The sequence below is a fragment of the Enterobacter sp. ECC-175 genome, from assembly GCF_043968675.1.
Taxonomy (GTDB): Bacteria; Pseudomonadota; Gammaproteobacteria; order Enterobacterales; family Enterobacteriaceae; genus Enterobacter.
On the sequence record NZ_CP143776.1, the window covers coordinates 3,481,843 to 3,499,078 of the forward strand.

17 protein-coding genes are annotated in these 17,236 nt (G+C 50.8%); 8 read left to right on the forward strand and 9 right to left on the reverse strand.

What is annotated here, in order from left to right:
- The 7 genes from hisD to hisIE are packed head-to-tail and all read left to right on the forward strand — an operon-like array spanning nt 1 to nt 6,117.
- Nucleotides 1-1,305 (forward strand): histidinol dehydrogenase, encoded by a 1,305-nt coding sequence (hisD, locus tag V1599_RS16680; RefSeq protein WP_395300467.1) that lies wholly within the window; start codon nt 1-3, stop codon nt 1,303-1,305.
- Entirely contained in the window at nt 1,302-2,363 is a 1,062-nt protein-coding gene (hisC, locus tag V1599_RS16685) for a histidinol-phosphate transaminase (RefSeq protein ID WP_395300468.1), read from the forward strand. Before hisD ends, hisC begins: the two co-directional genes overlap by 4 nt.
- On the forward strand, nt 2,360-3,427 hold the full coding sequence (gene hisB, locus V1599_RS16690; protein WP_395300469.1) for a bifunctional histidinol-phosphatase/imidazoleglycerol-phosphate dehydratase HisB: 1,068 nt from the start codon (nt 2,360-2,362) through the stop codon (nt 3,425-3,427). The genes hisC and hisB overlap by 4 nt, the downstream gene beginning before the upstream one ends.
- The gene (gene hisH, locus V1599_RS16695) at nt 3,427-4,017 is read left to right on the forward strand and encodes an imidazole glycerol phosphate synthase subunit HisH (protein WP_112010486.1); all 591 of its coding nucleotides are present in this window, start codon (nt 3,427-3,429) and stop codon (nt 4,015-4,017) included. The genes hisB and hisH overlap by 1 nt, the downstream gene beginning before the upstream one ends.
- The gene (gene hisA / locus V1599_RS16700; protein WP_112010485.1) at nt 4,017-4,754 is read left to right on the forward strand and encodes a 1-(5-phosphoribosyl)-5-[(5-phosphoribosylamino)methylideneamino]imidazole-4-carboxamide isomerase; all 738 of its coding nucleotides are present in this window, start codon (nt 4,017-4,019) and stop codon (nt 4,752-4,754) included. Before hisH ends, hisA begins: the two co-directional genes overlap by 1 nt.
- On the forward strand, nt 4,736-5,512 hold the full coding sequence (gene hisF / locus V1599_RS16705; RefSeq protein WP_395300470.1) for an imidazole glycerol phosphate synthase subunit HisF: 777 nt from the start codon (nt 4,736-4,738) through the stop codon (nt 5,510-5,512). Before hisA ends, hisF begins: the two co-directional genes overlap by 19 nt.
- Entirely contained in the window at nt 5,506-6,117 is a 612-nt protein-coding gene (gene hisIE, locus V1599_RS16710; RefSeq protein WP_395300471.1) for a bifunctional phosphoribosyl-AMP cyclohydrolase/phosphoribosyl-ATP diphosphatase HisIE, read from the forward strand. Before hisF ends, hisIE begins: the two co-directional genes overlap by 7 nt.
- A 38-nt stretch (nt 6,118-6,155) precedes the next feature.
- Here the strand turns inward: hisIE and wzzB are convergent, their stop codons facing one another.
- Nucleotides 6,156-7,136, reverse strand: a complete 981-nt coding sequence (gene wzzB, locus V1599_RS16715; RefSeq protein WP_395300472.1) for an LPS O-antigen chain length determinant protein WzzB — start codon at nt 7,134-7,136, stop codon at nt 6,156-6,158.
- Between the two features lie 187 nt (nt 7,137-7,323).
- Here wzzB and V1599_RS16720 point away from each other — a divergent pair, with 187 nt between their 5' ends.
- Entirely contained in the window at nt 7,324-8,328 is a 1,005-nt protein-coding gene (locus tag V1599_RS16720) for an NAD-dependent epimerase (RefSeq protein ID WP_112010481.1), read from the forward strand.
- A 52-nt stretch (nt 8,329-8,380) separates the two neighbouring features.
- Here the strand turns inward: V1599_RS16720 and ugd are convergent, their stop codons facing one another.
- The 8 genes from ugd to V1599_RS16760 all read right to left on the reverse strand — a co-directional run bounded on the left by ugd (nt 8,381) and on the right by V1599_RS16760 (nt 17,233).
- Nucleotides 8,381-9,547 carry a UDP-glucose 6-dehydrogenase gene (gene ugd, locus V1599_RS16725; RefSeq protein WP_112010480.1) on the reverse strand — a complete coding sequence of 389 codons (1,167 nt, stop codon included), beginning with the start codon at nt 9,545-9,547 and terminating at the stop codon, nt 8,381-8,383.
- 251 nt (nt 9,548-9,798) lie between these two features.
- Nucleotides 9,799-10,680 carry a glucose-1-phosphate thymidylyltransferase RfbA gene (rfbA, locus tag V1599_RS16730; protein ID WP_395300473.1) on the reverse strand — a complete coding sequence of 294 codons (882 nt, stop codon included), beginning with the start codon at nt 10,678-10,680 and terminating at the stop codon, nt 9,799-9,801.
- A complete protein-coding gene (gene rfbB / locus V1599_RS16735; protein ID WP_395300474.1) occupies nt 10,677-11,765 on the reverse strand; it encodes a dTDP-glucose 4,6-dehydratase in 1,089 nt (362 codons plus the stop codon). Before rfbB ends, rfbA begins: the two co-directional genes overlap by 4 nt.
- 91 nt (nt 11,766-11,856) lie before the next feature.
- The gene (gene gndA, locus V1599_RS16740) at nt 11,857-13,263 is read right to left on the reverse strand and encodes an NADP-dependent phosphogluconate dehydrogenase (RefSeq protein WP_112010477.1); all 1,407 of its coding nucleotides are present in this window, start codon (nt 13,261-13,263) and stop codon (nt 11,857-11,859) included.
- Between the two features lie 142 nt (nt 13,264-13,405).
- Complete coding sequence (gene galE, locus V1599_RS16745; protein WP_112010476.1) at nt 13,406-14,401, reverse strand: UDP-glucose 4-epimerase GalE; 996 nt, start codon at nt 14,399-14,401, stop codon at nt 13,406-13,408.
- A gap of 38 nt (nt 14,402-14,439) precedes the next feature.
- Nucleotides 14,440-15,174: a glycosyltransferase family 2 protein gene (locus V1599_RS16750; RefSeq protein WP_112010475.1), complete on the reverse strand. Its 735-nt coding sequence runs from the start codon at nt 15,172-15,174 to the stop codon at nt 14,440-14,442.
- A gap of 11 nt (nt 15,175-15,185) precedes the next feature.
- A complete protein-coding gene (locus V1599_RS16755) occupies nt 15,186-16,448 on the reverse strand; it encodes an NAD(P)/FAD-dependent oxidoreductase (RefSeq protein WP_112010474.1) in 1,263 nt (420 codons plus the stop codon).
- Entirely contained in the window at nt 16,445-17,233 is a 789-nt protein-coding gene (locus V1599_RS16760; protein ID WP_181573204.1) for a glycosyltransferase family A protein, read from the reverse strand. The genes V1599_RS16755 and V1599_RS16760 overlap by 4 nt, the downstream gene beginning before the upstream one ends.
- Nucleotides 17,234-17,236 lie beyond the last annotated feature (3 nt).

The window sequence follows — 17,236 nt, forward strand, 5'->3', positions numbered from 1 at the left end:
ATGACCTTTAACACCCTCATCGACTGGAATAGCTGCACCGAAGAGCAGCAGCGTGAATTACTGATGCGCCCGGCAATTTCAGCCTCGGAAAGCATCACCCGCACCGTCGCCGAAATTATGGAGAACGTTAAGCGCCGAGGCGATGACGCGCTGCGCGAATACAGCGCAAAGTTCGATAAAACCGAGGTCGACGCGTTAAGGGTCACCGAGCGGGATATTGCCGAAGCGGAAGGCCGCCTCGGCGATGAGATCAAGCGGGCAATGGCCGTGGCGGTTAAAAATATTGAAACCTTCCACACCGCGCAGCAACTGCCCGCGGTAGACGTGGAGACGATGCCCGGCGTGCGCTGCCAGCAGGTAACGCGTCCGGTGGCTTCCGTCGGTCTTTACATTCCGGGCGGGTCGGCCCCGCTTTTCTCTACCGTATTAATGCTGGCGACTCCGGCGCGCATTGCCGGCTGTCAGAAAGTGGTGCTCTGCTCACCGCCGCCGATTGCCGATGAGATCCTCTATGCCGCGAAGCTCTGCGGCGTGCAGGAGATATTCAAGGTTGGCGGCGCGCAGGCCATCTCGGCGCTGGCCTTCGGCACCGAGTCCGTGCCGAAGGTAGATAAAATCTTTGGGCCGGGCAATGCCTTTGTTACCGAAGCAAAGCGTCAGGTCAGCCAGCGGCTGGACGGCGCGGCGATCGATATGCCCGCCGGGCCGTCCGAAGTGCTGGTGATTGCCGACAGCGGCGCAACCCCCGACTTCGTGGCCTCCGACCTGCTTTCACAGGCGGAGCACGGCCCGGACTCGCAGGTGATTTTGCTGACGCCGGACGCCGCAATGGCAAAGCGCGTGGGCGAAGCGGTCGAGCGGCAGCTTGCCGATTTGCCCCGTGCAGAGACGGCGCGCCAGGCGCTCTCTGCCAGCCGCCTGATCGTGACCCGCGACCTTGAGCAGTGTATTGCCATCTCTAATCAGTACGGTCCTGAACACCTGATTATTCAGACCCGCCGCGCGCGGGATCTGGTGGATAGCATCACCAGCGCGGGCTCGGTGTTCCTCGGCGACTGGTCGCCGGAGTCTGCGGGAGATTACGCCTCCGGCACAAACCACGTTCTGCCGACCTACGGCTACACCGCGACCTGTTCGAGCCTGGGGCTGGCCGATTTCCAGAAACGCATGACCGTGCAGGAGCTTTCCCGTGAAGGCTTTGCCTCGCTCGCGGCCACCATTGAAACGCTGGCCGCCGCCGAGCGCCTGACCGCCCACAAAAACGCCGTGACGCTGCGCGTCGCCGCCCTGAAGGAGCAAGCATGAACATTGAAGAATTAGCCCGCGAAAACGTTCGTCGACTGACTCCGTATCAGTCAGCTCGCCGTCTCGGCGGCAGCGGCGACGTCTGGCTAAACGCCAACGAATACCCCACCGCGGTGCAGTTTGAACTTTCGCAGCAGACGCTGAACCGCTATCCGGAGTGTCAGCCGAAAGCGGTGATCGAAAACTATGCGCAGTATGCGGGCGTGAAGCCGAAGCAGGTGCTGGTCAGCCGCGGCGCGGATGAAGGGATCGAGTTGCTGATCCGCGCGTTCTGCGAGCCGGGCAAAGATGCGGTGATGTACTGCCAGCCAACCTACGGCATGTACAGCGTCAGCGCGGAAACCTTCGGCGTTGCCTGCCGCAACGTGCAGGCGCTGGACGACTGGCAGCTGGATTTACAGGGCATTGCCGACAGCCTTGACGGCGTGAAGGTTGTCTTCGTCTGCAGCCCCAACAACCCGACCGGGCAAATTATCAATCCGCAGGATATTCGCACGCTGCTGGAGATGACGCGCGGCAAGGCGCTGGTGGTGGCCGACGAAGCCTATATCGAATTTTGCCCTCAGGCCACGCTGGCGGGCTGGCTTGAGGAATACCCGCACCTGGTGATTTTACGCACGCTGTCCAAAGCCTTTGCGCTCGCCGGCCTGCGCTGCGGCTTTACGCTGGCGAATAAAGAGGTCATCGACCTGCTGCTGAAGGTGATCGCCCCCTACCCGCTCTCAACGCCGGTTGCGGACATTGCGGCACAGGCGCTGGCACCTCAGGGGATCAACGCGATGCGCGAGCGCGTGGCAAACATTCTGCAGGAACGCCAGTACCTGGTCAGCGCGCTGAAGGCGATTCCCTGCGTGGAGCAGGTGTTTGATTCCGAAACCAACTACATCCTGGCGCGCTTTACGGCCTCCAGCGCCGTATTTAAATCTTTGTGGGATCAGGGCATTATCTTACGAGACCAGAATAAACAACCATCCTTAAGCGGCTGCCTGCGCATTACCGTAGGCACGCGCGAAGAGAGCCAGCGCGTGATTGACGCCCTGAAAGCGGAGAATGTATGAGCCAGAAGTACCTCTTTATCGATCGTGACGGCACGATTATTTCGGAGCCACCCAGCGATTTTCAGGTCGATCGCTTCGACAAGCTGGCGTTTGAAGCGGACGCGATCCCGGTATTGCTGAAGCTGCAGAAAGCGGGCTTTAAGCTGGTGATGATCACCAACCAGGACGGCCTCGGCACGGCGAGCTTCCCGCAGGCGGACTTTGACGGTCCGCACAACCTGATGATGCAGATCCTCACCTCTCAGGGCGTGAAGTTTGACGAGGTACTGATTTGCCCGCATATGCCTGCCGACGAGTGCGACTGCCGCAAGCCGAAGGTGAAGCTCGTTGAGCGCTATCTTGCCAACGAGGCATTGGATAAAGCCAACAGCTACGTCATCGGCGACCGCGCCACCGACATGACGCTCGCCGAAAATATGGGCATTGCGGGCCTGCGCTACGACGCACGCGATCTGAACTGGGCGAAAATCGGCGAGCAGCTCACCAGGCGCGACCGCTACTCCCACGTGGAGCGTAATACCAAAGAGACGCAGATTGACGTGAAGGTCTGGCTGGACCGCGAAGGCGGCAGCAAGATCCACACCGGCGTGGGCTTCTTCGACCACATGCTGGACCAAATCGCCACCCACGGCGGCTTCCGCATGGAGATAACGGTGAAAGGCGATCTCTACATTGACGACCACCACACCGTGGAAGATACCGGCCTGGCGCTGGGCGAGGCGCTCAAGCTGGCGCTGGGCGACAAGCGCGGCATTAACCGCTTTGGCTTCGTTCTGCCGATGGACGAATGCCTGGCGCGCTGCGCGATGGATATCTCCGGGCGTCCGCACCTGGAATACAAAGCCGATTTTACCTACCAGCGCGTAGGCGATCTGAGTACCGAAATGGTGGAGCACTTCTTCCGCTCGTTGACCTATACCATGGGCCTGACGCTGCACCTGAAAACCAAAGGCAAAAACGATCACCACCGCGTGGAGAGCCTGTTTAAAGCCTTCGGCCGCACCCTGCGCCAGGCGATTCGCGTGGAAGGTGACGCCCTGCCCTCGTCAAAAGGAGTGCTGTGATGAACGTGGTGATTCTGGATACCGGATGCGCCAACCTCAACTCGGTGAAATCGGCCATTGCCCGCCACGGCTACGAGCCCGCGGTGAGCCGCGACCCGGACGTGGTGCTGCGCGCGGATAAGCTCTTTCTGCCGGGCGTAGGAACGGCGCAGGCGGCGATGGACCAAATTCGCGAGCGCGAGCTGGTCGATTTAATCAAGGCCTGCACCCAGCCGGTGCTGGGAATTTGCCTCGGCATGCAGCTTCTTGGCCGCCGCAGCGAAGAATCTAACGGCGTCGACCTGCTTGGCATTATTGAAGAAGACGTGCCGAAAATGACGGACCACGGCCTGCCGCTGCCGCACATGGGCTGGAACCGCGTATACCCGAAGGCGGGCGACCGCCTGTTTCGCGGCATTGAGGACGGCAGCTATTTTTACTTTGTACACAGCTATGCCATGCCGGTTAACGCGTACACCATCGCCCAGTGCAACTACGGTGAAGCGTTTACCGCGGCGGTACAGAAAGATAACTTCTTTGGCGTGCAGTTTCACCCGGAACGCTCCGGCGCCGCAGGCGCGCAGCTGCTGAAAAACTTCCTGGAGATGTGATGATTATTCCCGCACTGGATTTAATTGACGGCACGGTTGTTCGTCTCCATCAGGGCGATTACGGCCAGCAGCGCGACTACGGCAATGATCCGCTGCCGCGCCTGCAGGATTACGCGGCCCAGGGTGCGGACGTTCTGCACCTGGTCGACCTCACGGGGGCAAAAGATCCGGCGAAGCGCCAGATCCCGCTGCTCAAAAAACTGGTCGCCGGCGTGAATGTTCCCGTCCAGGTTGGGGGCGGCGTACGGACGGAAGAGGACGTTGCGGCCCTGCTGGACGCGGGCGTGGCGCGCGTGGTGGTAGGTTCTACCGCCGTAAAAGATCCTGAAACGGTAAAAGGCTGGTTCCGCCGCTTTGGCGCAGACGCGCTGGTGCTGGCGCTGGACGTACGCATCGACGAACTGGGCAACAAGCAGGTTGCCGTCAGCGGCTGGCAGGAAAACTCCGGCGTAACCCTTGAGGCGCTGGTCGATATTTACCTGCCGGTTGGCCTGAAGCACGTGCTGTGCACCGATATTTCGCGCGACGGGACGCTGGCCGGTTCGAACGTTTCGTTATATGAAGAAGTCTGCGCGCGCTATCCGCAGGTGTCGTTTCAGTCGTCCGGGGGCATCGGCGGACTGGCAGATATTGCCGCCCTGCGCGGAACCGGCGTGCGCGGCGTGATCGTTGGGCGCGCTTTACTTGAAGAAAAATTTACGGTGACGGAGGCGATTCAATGCTGGCAAAACGGATAATCCCGTGTCTGGACGTGCGTGACGGCCAGGTGGTGAAAGGCGTGCAGTTCCGCAACCATGAAATCATCGGCGACATCGTTCCGCTGGCAAAGCGATATGCCGATGAGGGCGCAGACGAGCTGGTATTTTATGATATCACCGCCTCCAGCGACGGGCGCGTGGTGGACAAAAGCTGGGTGGCGCGCGTCGCTGAGGTGATTGATATTCCCTTCTGCGTGGCGGGCGGGATCAAATCCGCCGAAGACGCGGCCAAAATACTCTCATTTGGCGCTGACAAAATTTCCATCAACTCGCCCGCCCTCGCCGACCCGGAGCTGATTACCCGTCTGGCGGATCGCTTCGGCGTACAGTGCATCGTGGTCGGTATCGACACCTGGTTTGACGACGCAACCGGCAAATACCACGTCAATCAGTACACCGGCGATGAGAGCCGTACCCGCGTCACCCAGTGGGAAACGCTGGACTGGGTAAAAGAAGTGCAAAAGCGCGGCGCGGGGGAGATCGTATTGAACATGATGAACCAGGACGGCGTGCGTAATGGCTACGATCTCGAACAGTTGAAGAAGGTGCGCGCGGCGTGCAGCGTGCCGCTGATTGCCTCCGGCGGCGCGGGCACGATGGAACACTTCCTTGAAGCCTTCCGGGACGCGAACGTTGACGGCGCGCTGGCGGCGTCCGTGTTCCACAAGCAGATTATCAATATTGGTGTGTTAAAAACGTTCCTGGCCGACCAGGGCGTGGAGATCAGGGTATGTTAACAGAGCAACAACGGGCGCAGCTGGACTGGGAAAAAACGGACGGATTGCTGCCGGTGGTCGTACAGCACGCCGTTTCCGGCGAGGTGCTGATGCTGGGATATATGAATCAGGATGCGCTGGCGAAAACGCAGGAAAGCGGAAAAGTGACCTTCTTCTCACGCACGAAGCAGCGCCTGTGGACCAAGGGCGAAACCTCGGGCCATTTCCTCAACGCGGTCAGTATTACGCCAGACTGCGATAACGACACCCTGCTCGTGCTGGCAAATCCTGTTGGCCCAACGTGCCATAAGGGCACCAGCAGCTGCTTTGGCGAAGCGGGCCACCAGTGGCTGTTCCTGTATCAGCTGGAACAGCTGCTGGCCGAGCGTAAAACCGCAGATCCCGCCAGCTCTTATACGGCGAAGCTTTACGCCAGCGGCACCAAGCGTATTGCGCAGAAAGTGGGTGAGGAAGGCGTTGAAACCGCCCTGGCCGCCACCGTGCACGATCGGGAAGAGCTGACGAATGAGGCATCCGATTTAATGTACCACCTGCTGGTGCTGCTGCAGGATCAGGAGCTGGACCTGACGGCGGTAATTGAGAATTTGCGAAAACGTCACCAATAAAAAAGGCCGGGGAGACCCGGCCTTTTTTTATCTAAGCATTACGCTTTTGGCGTGTAGTTGCGCAAAGCGTTACGCCCCAGAATGACGCCAGAACCGATAATCCCGCCAAGCAGCGCGGCCAGGATCAGCGTAATGGCCTTTTTCGGGCTGTCGCGACGAATAGGTAAATCCGGCTTCATCACGTAGCGATAAACGTGAAGCGTATCGGGCTCAACGTTTAAATTCTGAATATCCAGCAAAGACTGCTTGGTCTGGTAATAGGCCGGGGAGAAAACCAGCGGGCGAGACGCTTCGTTGTCAATCATCGATTTCAACGCTTCGCTTCCGAGCAGGAACAGGGTTTCCTGAGTGACGTCCTGCGTCTGCTGAAGCCGCGGAGAGGTAATTTTCGCAGCCTCGGCATTTTTCAGCGCTTCGGTGATTTGCTTGATGCGCAGATCTTTCTGCTCCTGCGCGACTTTCTCCTGGTTTTCCAGCGAGTCATCGAGAGTCTTTATCTGCTGCTTGATGTTGTCCTTCAGGTCAACGATCAGCTCTTTTGCCGTTTGTTCATCAACCTGCTGAATGTATTGCGCGAGCTGTTTCTGCGCCGCTTCCGCGGACTCACTGGTATAGGAGACGTTAAGCGGCAGCGGCTGCCCCTTAACGGCAGGTTCAATCACCAGCTTTTCCGGAACGTCCTGATTTTCTAGCGCCTGCGATAACGCCGAGAACGACGCATTAAAACGACCGATCACGCGGTTTTGAATATCCAGCATGCCCGGCGCAGCACTGCCGTACAAAATATTCAGCGCGTTGCTGTACGTTGCAACCTGCGCGGCATCCGGCTGGGCGATGATGGCCGTTGACGTCCACTTCTCTTTGGCAACCGCCAGGTATGCAACCGCAAGAACAATAAACACGGCGACAAATGCACCGATTACCCACTTCCCACGCCACAGCTGCAGCACTAAATCAAGTAAATCAATCTGCTCCGGGTCATTGCTTCGCGTGACCGGGCTATTGTCGTTCTGCGTCATACAATCCTTAACAGCAAAAAAAGCGCAAAAAAAATTTATCTGCACAGTTTATCGTTTACTGGGGATTTTTCTATAAGAATCCGATTAGTTGTATCGGAAAGATGGGTTAGGCAACCGTTGCGCGTCGCGCTATCATGGACGCAGTCTGGTGCTCAGAGGCACCCGCAAGAATTTGATAAGGATTAATATGAAATTTTTGGTTACAGGTGCAGCGGGCTTTATCGGCTCTCAGGTTAGTAAACGGCTTCTCGAGGCCGGACACAGGGTTGTTGGGATTGATAATCTGAATGACTACTACGACGTCAATCTTAAGCTGGCACGTCTGGATCTGCTTAAATCCGACAATTTCACCTTCCACAAGCTGGATCTCGCCGACCGCGAGGGGATGGCCGCGCTGTTTGCTGAAGAGAAGTTTGACCGCGTGATCCACCTTGCCGCACAGGCGGGGGTTCGCTACTCGCTGGAAAACCCCCATGCCTATGCCGACGCCAACCTGGTGGGTCACCTCAACGTGCTGGAAGGCTGCCGCCACAATAAGGTTCAGCACCTGCTGTACGCCTCTTCCAGCTCCGTATACGGCCTGAACCGCAAGATGCCGTTCTCGACGGATGACGCCGTAGACCACCCGGTTTCACTTTACGCTGCGACCAAAAAAGCCAACGAGCTGATGTCGCACACTTACTCGCACCTTTACAACCTGCCGACCACCGGCCTGCGATTCTTCACCGTGTATGGTCCGTGGGGCCGCCCGGATATGGCGCTTTTTAAATTCACCAAAGCGATGATTGAAGGCAAGCGCATCGACGTCTATAACTACGGCAAGATGAAGCGCGACTTCACCTACATCGACGATATCGCAGAGGCAATTATTCGCCTGCAGGATGTTATTCCCCAGACGGATGCCAGCTGGACCGTGGAAACGGGGTCACCCGCTGCCAGCTCTGCGCCGTACCGCGTGTACAACATCGGCAACAGCTCGCCTGTCGAACTGATGGATTACATCACCGCCCTGGAAGAGGCGCTTGGCAAAAAGGCCGAGAAAAATATGATGCCTGTTCAGCCGGGCGACGTGCTGGAAACCAGTGCTGATACGTCAGCGCTTTACGAGGTGATCGGGTTTAAACCGCAAACTACCGTGAAGGACGGAGTGAAGAACTTCGTGGACTGGTACCGCGATTTCTACAAGGTATAAAACAAAAAACCCGGCAAATGAGCCGGGTTTTTTATGAACTTAAAACCGAGTATCAATCGCTGCCAAACAGATCGCGGGTATACACTTTGTCCGCCACGTCCGCCAGCTCTTCCGCCATGCGGTTAGAAATGATGACGTCCGCCTCTTTCTTGAACGCATCCAGGTCGCGAATCACGCGGGAATGGAAGAACTCATCTTCCTGCATCGCCGGTTCAAAAATGATGACCTGCACGCCCTTCGCCTTAATACGCTTCATGATCCCCTGAATGGAGGAGGCGCGGAAGTTATCTGAACCGCTCTTCATGATCAGACGGTACACGCCCACGACCTTCGGCTGGCGCGCGAGAATCGAGTCGGAGATAAAATCTTTACGCGTGCGGTTAGCATCCACAATCGCGGAGATCAGGTTGTTTGGCACCGCCTGATAGTTGGCCAGCAGCTGCTTGGTGTCTTTTGGCAGGCAGTAGCCGCCGTAGCCGAAGGACGGGTTGTTGTAGTGATTGCCGATGCGCGGATCGAGGCATACGCCTTCAATGATCTGGCGCGTGTTCAGGCCCAGGCTTTCCGCATAGCTGTCCAGCTCGTTAAAGTATGCGACGCGCATGGCCAGATAGGTGTTGGCGAAAAGCTTAATCGCCTCGGCCTCGGTGGAATCCGTAAACAGCACGGGAATGTCCTGCTTGATGGCGCCTTCCTGGAGCAGCGCGGCAAAACGCTCGGCGCGCGCCGAGCGTTCGCCAATTACGATGCGGGAAGGGTGCAGGTTATCGTATAACGCCCTGCCCTCGCGCAGAAACTCCGGCGAGAAGAAGACATTGTCAATACCCAGCTCTTCTTTGATCGATTTGGTGAAACCGACGGGAATCGTAGACTTGATCACCATTACCGCGTTTGGATTGATCGCCACGACGTCTTTGATAACCGCTTCAACGGTCGAGGTATTGAAGTAGTTGGTTTTCGGGTCGTAATCGGTCGGCGTGGCGATGATGACGTAGTCCGCATCGCGATAGGCATCTTCTTTATCGGTAGTTGCGCGGAAATTCAGCGGCTTGTTCGAAAGATATTCCTGAATCTCTTTGTCAATAATCGGGGATTGCTTCTGGTTGAGCATGTCCACTTTGGCCTGCACGATATCGAGCGCAACGACTTCATGGTTCTGCGCAATCAGAATGCCGTTTGATAGGCCAACGTAGCCCGTTCCGGAGATGGTTATTTTCATTCGTTCAACTTCTTCGAGTTTGAGAGTCTGGCGATCCCGACAAGATCACCATAAGAATTAACTGCAGGTTTTTTATCGCTTATAAGGATTGGGTGTCAAGATGAATACCGTAAGCGAAGTTGTGGTTTAACTTAATAAGATAAACCTGCCGGACTCGATAGCGATTGCGCGAACCAAGCTACCATGCGGTCTTACGGGGCTTCTGCAAATAAGCGTAGCCCCGAAAAGAAATAGCACTGCTGTAGTTCAAATCAGACTAATCCCTTGGTCAGATTTAACAGGTATTGTCCATATCCCGTCTTGTTAAGAGGCTCCGCAAGCTTACGAAGCTGATCCGCATCAATAAAGCCTCGGCGGTAAGCAATCTCTTCGGGACAAGAGACCTTTAAGCCCTGACGTTCTTCAATGGTAGCAATAAAATTGCTCGCCTCAATCATGCTCTGGTGCGTCCCGGTATCAAGCCACGCGTAGCCGCGCCTCATCATTGCAACGGACAATCGGCCCTGTTGCATATAGAGGCGGTTTATATCGGTAATTTCCAGCTCTCCGCGTTCTGATGGGCGCAGGCTTTTCGCCATCTCGATCACGTCGTTATCATAAAAATAGAGGCCGGTAATGGCATAGTTGCTTTTGGGCTGCTTTGGTTTTTCTTCAAGCCCAATCGCCGTGCCTTCTTTGTCGAACTCAACGACGCCGTAGCGTTCAGGATCGCTCACGTGGTAAGCGAAAACCGTCGCGCCCTCTTCCTGACAGGCAGCGCTCTCAAGCAGCCTCGGCAAGTCGTGTCCATAGAAAATGTTATCGCCAAGCACCAGGGCACAGTTGTCCTCACCGATGAACTCTTCCCCGAGAATAAAGGCCTGTGCCAGCCCGTCAGGACTTGGCTGCACTTTATACTGCAGGCGCAGCCCCCACTGGGAGCCATCACCAAGCAGCTGCTCAAAGCGAGGGGTGTCCTGCGGCGTGCTGATGATCAGGATATCCCGAATCCCAGCAAGCATTAGGGTTGAGAGCGGATAATAGATCATGGGCTTATCATAGATTGGCAGCAGCTGCTTGCTGACCGCCATCGTGACGGGGTAGAGCCGCGTTCCTGAGCCCCCGGCCAGTATAATCCCCTTACGCTTGGTCATTTATCACGCTCCCCATAATTCTGCTCAATCCAACTTTTATAGGCGCCACTTTTGACATTAGAAACCCATTCCGAATGGTTCAAATACCACTCCACGGTTTTACGTATTCCACTCTCGAAGGTTTCCTGCGGCGTCCACCCCAACTCGCTACCGATCTTATGGGAATCTATTGCATAGCGGCGATCGTGACCGGGCCTGTCGGCCACAAAGGTAATTTGTTCTCGATAGGAACCGGCTTTAGGCACAATCTCATCAAGCAAATCGCAGATGGTGTGAACAACTTCAATGTTCTTTTTCTCATTATACCCGCCGATATTATAGGTTTCGCCAACCTGGCCCGTTGTTAACACGGTATATAGCGCACGAGCATGATCTTCCACATAGAGCCAGTCGCGGATCTGGTCCCCTTTGCCGTATATTGGCAGCGGCTTGTCATCAAGCGCGTTTAAGATGACAAGCGGAATAAGCTTTTCAGGGAAGTGATAAGGCCCGTAGTTATTTGAACAGTTGGTCACCATGCCCGGTAGCCCATATGTTCGAATCCAGGCTCGCACTAAATGGTCGCTAGACGCTTTTGACGCTGAATATGGGCTGCTTGGCGCATAAGCCGTGTCCTCCGTAAAGAGGGAGAGCGCTTCCGTCCCGTCGGAGTCATCTGGATGAGGTAAATCACCATAGACTTCATCGGTTGAAATATGATGGAAACGGAACGCGCCTTTAGCAACATCGTCCAGCGCAGACCAGTACGCACGGCTAGTCTCCAGAAGAACATAGGTGCCAACAATATTGGTTTCGATAAACGCTGCGGGGCCAGTGATAGATCGATCAACGTGACTTTCTGCGGCCAGATGCATCACCGCATCTGGCTGATGCGTCGCGAAAATGCGTTCCATCGCGGCTTTATCGCAGATATCAGCGTGTTCAAAAAAATAGCGTTCGCTGGCGCTCACCTCACTCAATGATTCCAAATTACCGGCATAGGTCAATTTATCAACGTTAACAACGCTATCCTGAGTATTGCTAATAATATGTCGTATAACCGCGGAGCCAATAAAACCGGCACCGCCAGTAACTAGAATTTTCACGCAGTCTATTCCGTTAAAGTGAGTTGAGTGGATTTTACAAGATAAAAAAGCCCGGTATCGCTACCGGGCTTTATGGAATGGCAGAATCAGATTAATCCAGCCATTCGGTGTGGAACACGCCTTCTTTATCAGTGCGCTTGTAGGTATGCGCACCGAAGTAGTCGCGCTGCGCCTGAATCAGGTTGGCAGGCAGAACGGCAGCACGGTAGCTGTCGTAGTACGCCACGGCTGCGGAGAAGGTCGGAACCGGAATACCATTTTGTACAGCGTAAGCTACCACATCACGCAGCGCCTGCTGGTATTCGTCGGCAATTTTCTTGAAGTACGGTGCCAGCAGAAGGTTTGCAATGCCTGCGTTTTCAGCGTAAGCATCGGTAATTTTCTGCAGGAACTGAGCGCGAATGATACAGCCCGCACGGAAGATTTTCGCGATTTCGCCGTAGTTCAGGTCCCAGTTGTTCTCGTCTGATGCGGCACGCAGCTGAGAGAAGCCCTGCGCATAAGAGACGATTTTACCCAGGTACAGTGCGCGACGGACTTTCTCAACGAACTCCGCTTTTTCACCAGCAGGTTTAGCCTGCGGGCCGGAGAGCACTTTGGAGGCCGCAACGCGCTGCTCTTTCAGGGAAGAGATGTAGCGAGCGAATACGGATTCGGTGATCAGAGACAGTGGCTCCCCCAGATCCAGAGAGCTCTGGCTGGTCCACTTACCGGTGCCTTTGTTCGCCGCTTCGTCCAGAATCACATCTACCAGGTATTTACCGTCTTCATCTTTCTTGGTGAAGATGTCTTTGGTGATGTCGATCAGGTAGCTATTCAGCTCGCCCTTGTTCCACTCGGTGAAGGTTTCAGCCAGCTCTTCGTTGGAGAGGTTCAGTCCGCCTTTCAGCAGTGAGTACGCTTCAGCGATCAGCTGCATGTCGCCGTATTCGATACCGTTATGAACCATTTTCACGTAGTGGCCCGCACCGTCAGCACCGATATAGGTCACACAAGGTTCACCGTCTTCCGCAACGGCTGCGATTTTGGTCAAAATTGGTGCGACCAGCTCATACGCTTCTTTCTGACCACCAGGCATAATGGATGGGCCTTTCAGCGCTCCCTCTTCACCACCGGAGACGCCGGTGCCGATGAAGTTGAAGCCTTCAGCAGAAAGTTCGCGGTTACGACGAATGGTGTCCTGGAAGAAGGTGTTACCACCATCGATGATGATGTCGCCTTTATCGAGGTAAGGCTTCAGGGAGTCGATAGCTGCATCGGTGCCTGCGCCCGCTTTCACCATTAACAGGATACGGCGTGGCGTTTCCAGAGACTCAACGAACTCTTTCACCGTGTAGAATGGAACCAGCTTCTTGCCCGGATTCTCAGCAATCACTTCTTCGGTTTTTTCACGGGAGCGGTTGAAAACGGAGACGGTATAACCGCGGCTTTCGATGTTGAGCGCCAGGTTGCGCCCCATCACTGCCATACCGACAACGCCGATCTGTTGCTTGGACATTACATACTCCTGTCAGGTGTGGTCGCCGCGACTGTGCGCGGCTTGAAATGTTGCTGTAATGGTAACCTAGTCTGAAGCTTAATGGATAGTGGAAGATGCGTTATAAAAGCATCTATTGAAAATAGTACTGTAAGTATATTAGTTATTTTTTGAGCTGCCAATTCCAGGCATCAGTCATCATATCCTCAAGAGTTCTTTTTGCTTTCCATTTTAGCTCTTGCTCGGCTAAAGAAACATCAGCCCAACATTCACCTATATCACCTGCTCTCCGGTCACAGATTATATAATTGACACTTTTCTTGGTAACTTTTTCAAAGGTTCTTATTAGTTCTAATACTGAATAGCCATTGCCAGTACCCAAATTATACACGCGCATATTCGTTTTTGTTGTAGAGTTTTTTAAAGCGGCAAGATGTCCATCAGCCAAATCCATTACGTGAATAAAATCACGGACACCTGTGCCATCTTTTGTTGCGTAGTCATTACCAAAGATGGATAACACCTTCAACTCTCCACATGCAACACGAGTCAAATATGGAACTAAATTATTGGGTATTCCCTGAGGCGCCTCTCCTATCAATCCGGATGGATGAGCACCAACAGGATTAAAATATCTTAACAGCGTTACATTGAAGTCCTTATTAGAAAATGCAATATCCTGTAATATACGCTCAGCAAAAAATTTAGATGTTCCATAAGGGTTAGTTGTCCCTCCAACAGTACATTTTTCTGTTAAAGGTATGCTTTCAGGCTCTCCATAAACTGTAGCTGAAGAACTAAATATAATATTATTGACACCAGCACAAAGCATAGCTTCGACTAGAGTCAAAGTTCCTATGACATTGTTAGTGTAATAGTCAATTGGCTTTTCGATGGATTCACTAACGGACTTTAACCCCGCGAAATGAATCACATCTGAGATTAAGTGTTTTGAAAAGATTTTTCTAAGCAAATCTTTATTATTCACATCACCTTCATAAAAATGAAAATCTTGCCCTGATAAGTATTTTATTTTATCAATTACGTCAGATGATGAATTTGCAAAGTTATCTATAATAACAACTTCATAGCCAGAGGATAAAAGTTCAACTGCAGTATGCGAGCCGATATAACCGGCCCCTCCAGTGATCAAAATCATATTTTCTCCAATAAAACCACATTCAAACCCACTGAAAATTAATATCTTTTATTAATAGTAAGAAAAACATAACTCATCATCAAATAAGACAATTTAACAGGCTTAAAGCCAATTATTTTCTTAAGGATTTCATAATGCCAGCGTAAAGACTTAAATTTATTTGATGATAAAGAAGACTTTCTCACCCTATATTCTGCAAGAGGTAACTGAATCCCAACCGAGTCTGTATTTGACATAATATTTAGCCACATCAAATAATCCTCATGGCCAATTGTTTCTTGATATATTTTCCCTAAAGCATAAACATCATACAGCCCAGTTAAATTTCCAATTTCGTTATGTTTTAGCATGTCTTTTAACGAAACTAGTTTTTTACAATTGACTGTTGAGATTATGTTACCATCTTCGGTTATCCTGTTATAAGCAGTGTGACAGCAATGACAATTCGACCTCAATAGTGTATCAATTTGCGTCTGCAGCTTCGTTGGCTTCCACATATCGTCGCTATCTAAAAAAGCAATAAACTGGCCAGATGCACGTCTTATTCCTTCGTTCCGAGCCTCCGCAACTCCTGAGTTGTGAGTCATATTAATAGCGATAATTCGATGATCATCGTAAGTTCTGATAATATTTAAAGTATTATCAGTGGAACAATCATTGATAACGATCAACTCGAAGTTTTCATAGGTCTGTGCTAATACTGAATCAATTGATTTAGCAATGTAATCGCCTGAATTATATGCAGGCATTATAACCGAAACACATCCATCCATAATAAATCCAATTATATTTTTTCGGCGAGATTAATCGCATCAATCATAGAATCTTCGATAGAACAATATTTCCAGTCGCCATAACGACCAATTGTAAATATATCACTTTTTGCAAGTTCTTCTTTAATCACCTGCTTCGTTTCATTTAAATCGCTATCAATGTGAACGTATGCAGGATTCATCATTATAGGAATATAAGATATTAACTTATGGTCACTGATTATGCCAGATGCTCTTAAACCTGCTAGGGTTTTTTCAAGTTGTTCTTCAACATCGAATTTATCTTGATCTGCATAACCAATCTCAACGTATAAACTAAGGCGTTCATCGTTAAGAATGTTGTTATAGAAACCAACTCGGTAAAAGTTATAATCTTTTTCAGGGAAGTATGCCCAATGAATATCTGTGAAATCAGTATTCTTGTCGAATCCAAGATTAAGCACCAGTACTTTATTCCATGAAAGCCGTGCAACAACCCCACTATAATCAACATCAGTAATCATACTGAGAAACTTATTAAAAGGGATTGAATTAATTAGATACTTAAAATTCACTCTCCGTTTATTAGTTATTATATATTTTTCATTGACACATATTGAAAGAACTTTTTCCTCAAGGTGGATTATATCTTCTGGTAATTCTTGGGTTAGTGCATCAATAAATACTTTAGCACCTTTTTTAGGATACAAGAAATGAGAATTGTAACTCCCCTGATAATTCTCTTTAAAACCTTTAACAATTTGTTCAAAGTTTGCATAGGGAAAGAAACGCCCCATTGCATTTTGGTCTAATTTATTCAAATTGCATGCATATAACTTCTCGTTGTAAGGTTTGAGGAACATATCTGTAATCGACTTCCCAAACTTACCATAAAGCATATCTAAAAAAGAATTGTATTCATCTTTATCTTCTCTAAAATAGAGATCATAAAGACAATTAATAAAATCCTGCTTTTCTAATTGATGTATGTTTGCTTGGAACGGAAAATCCAGTACATTTTTTTTATAGAAAATTTTCGTGCATTTCTCTTTTATTACTAATTGTTCTGCCGAGATTTTTTCTTCAAAGAATTTTTTAATTTCTGAATTTGCAAAGTGAAAAAAGTGCCCAGCATAATCCCAAATATATCCATCCTGATAAATCGTTCTACAATATCCTCCTAATTCATTCTCTTTTTCAATGATTAACGTATCATCATTCTTATGTTTATTAGCAAACATTAAACCTGAAACACCCCCGCCTAAAACGAGATAATCACAGCTTGTAACTTTCATTTCATATCCTCTCGAATAAACTTTATAGAGCCAGTAAACATCTTTGATGTGAATTTTGGAATGCTGTATTTAGAAATATATTCTTTTCTTTTTTTCATGGCAAATACAAGGTTTAAAAACATACCTTTGACCCCAAACAATCTAACAAAAGCAGCACCTTTGGAACTGATTAAGCTATCATTAAAATCAGAACCGGAACTTTCCTTCGGATGTATAACAATTGGTATTGGAATATAAAGTATTTTCAATCCTTTATCTAAAGCATCTTTTAAAAAAATAATTTCATCATGCACTCTATACTTACTACCGAGCCCAAAATTGGTATCTAACCGCAAGTTATTTTTGAGAATCGAATCACGTTTGAAAACAATTTCTATCGAAGCACACCGAAGAATTGAGCGCCAGTTATGCCATTGTTTATTTTTAAGGTATCCATCATTAAACAATGCTCCGTCTGGTGTTTTTATTTGGAATGTAATTATATCGGCCTCAGGGTTTTCATGGAATGCATTTCTGATGATCTCTTCAGCATTATCAACGTAGCCAACGTCATCATCCGCGATAACACAAATATCGCCCGTCGCATTTTCAATAGCCATATTTCGACTATTAGAAGAGCCTCTTTCATTACACGAAAGCATCGTGACGTTGTTGTAAATTTCCTTCCCAATAAAATCACTTTGATTAATTAAAAGAACAGGTAGATTTGTGTTTTTATAATCCCAATCAATTTCACTCACAGATTTTCTGTGCATGGTTGCCATTAAAATTTGTATGCTGTCCATTAA

Coding starts and splice junctions, on each gene's coding strand:
- wzzB (WP_395300472.1), bottom strand. CDS start 7,136: ATGACGCAGAACGACAATAGCCCGGTCACGCGAAGCAATGACCCGGAG.
- hisF (WP_395300470.1), top strand. CDS start 4,736: ATGCTGGCAAAACGGATAATCCCGTGTCTGGACGTGCGTGACGGCCAG.
- hisIE (WP_395300471.1), top strand. CDS start 5,506: ATGTTAACAGAGCAACAACGGGCGCAGCTGGACTGGGAAAAAACGGAC.
- V1599_RS16755 (WP_112010474.1), bottom strand. CDS start 16,448: ATGAAAGTTACAAGCTGTGATTATCTCGTTTTAGGCGGGGGTGTTTCA.
- ugd (WP_112010480.1), bottom strand. CDS start 9,547: ATGAAAATAACCATCTCCGGAACGGGCTACGTTGGCCTATCAAACGGC.
- hisA (WP_112010485.1), top strand. CDS start 4,017: ATGATTATTCCCGCACTGGATTTAATTGACGGCACGGTTGTTCGTCTC.
- hisH (WP_112010486.1), top strand. CDS start 3,427: ATGAACGTGGTGATTCTGGATACCGGATGCGCCAACCTCAACTCGGTG.
- V1599_RS16720 (WP_112010481.1), top strand. CDS start 7,324: ATGAAATTTTTGGTTACAGGTGCAGCGGGCTTTATCGGCTCTCAGGTT.
- galE (WP_112010476.1), bottom strand. CDS start 14,401: ATGATTTTGATCACTGGAGGGGCCGGTTATATCGGCTCGCATACTGCA.
- gndA (WP_112010477.1), bottom strand. CDS start 13,263: ATGTCCAAGCAACAGATCGGCGTTGTCGGTATGGCAGTGATGGGGCGC.
- hisB (WP_395300469.1), top strand. CDS start 2,360: ATGAGCCAGAAGTACCTCTTTATCGATCGTGACGGCACGATTATTTCG.
- hisD (WP_395300467.1), top strand. CDS start 1: ATGACCTTTAACACCCTCATCGACTGGAATAGCTGCACCGAAGAGCAG.
- V1599_RS16760 (WP_181573204.1), bottom strand. CDS start 17,233: ATGGACAGCATACAAATTTTAATGGCAACCATGCACAGAAAATCTGTG.
- hisC (WP_395300468.1), top strand. CDS start 1,302: ATGAACATTGAAGAATTAGCCCGCGAAAACGTTCGTCGACTGACTCCG.
- rfbA (WP_395300473.1), bottom strand. CDS start 10,680: ATGACCAAGCGTAAGGGGATTATACTGGCCGGGGGCTCAGGAACGCGG.
- V1599_RS16750 (WP_112010475.1), bottom strand. CDS start 15,174: ATGGATGGATGTGTTTCGGTTATAATGCCTGCATATAATTCAGGCGAT.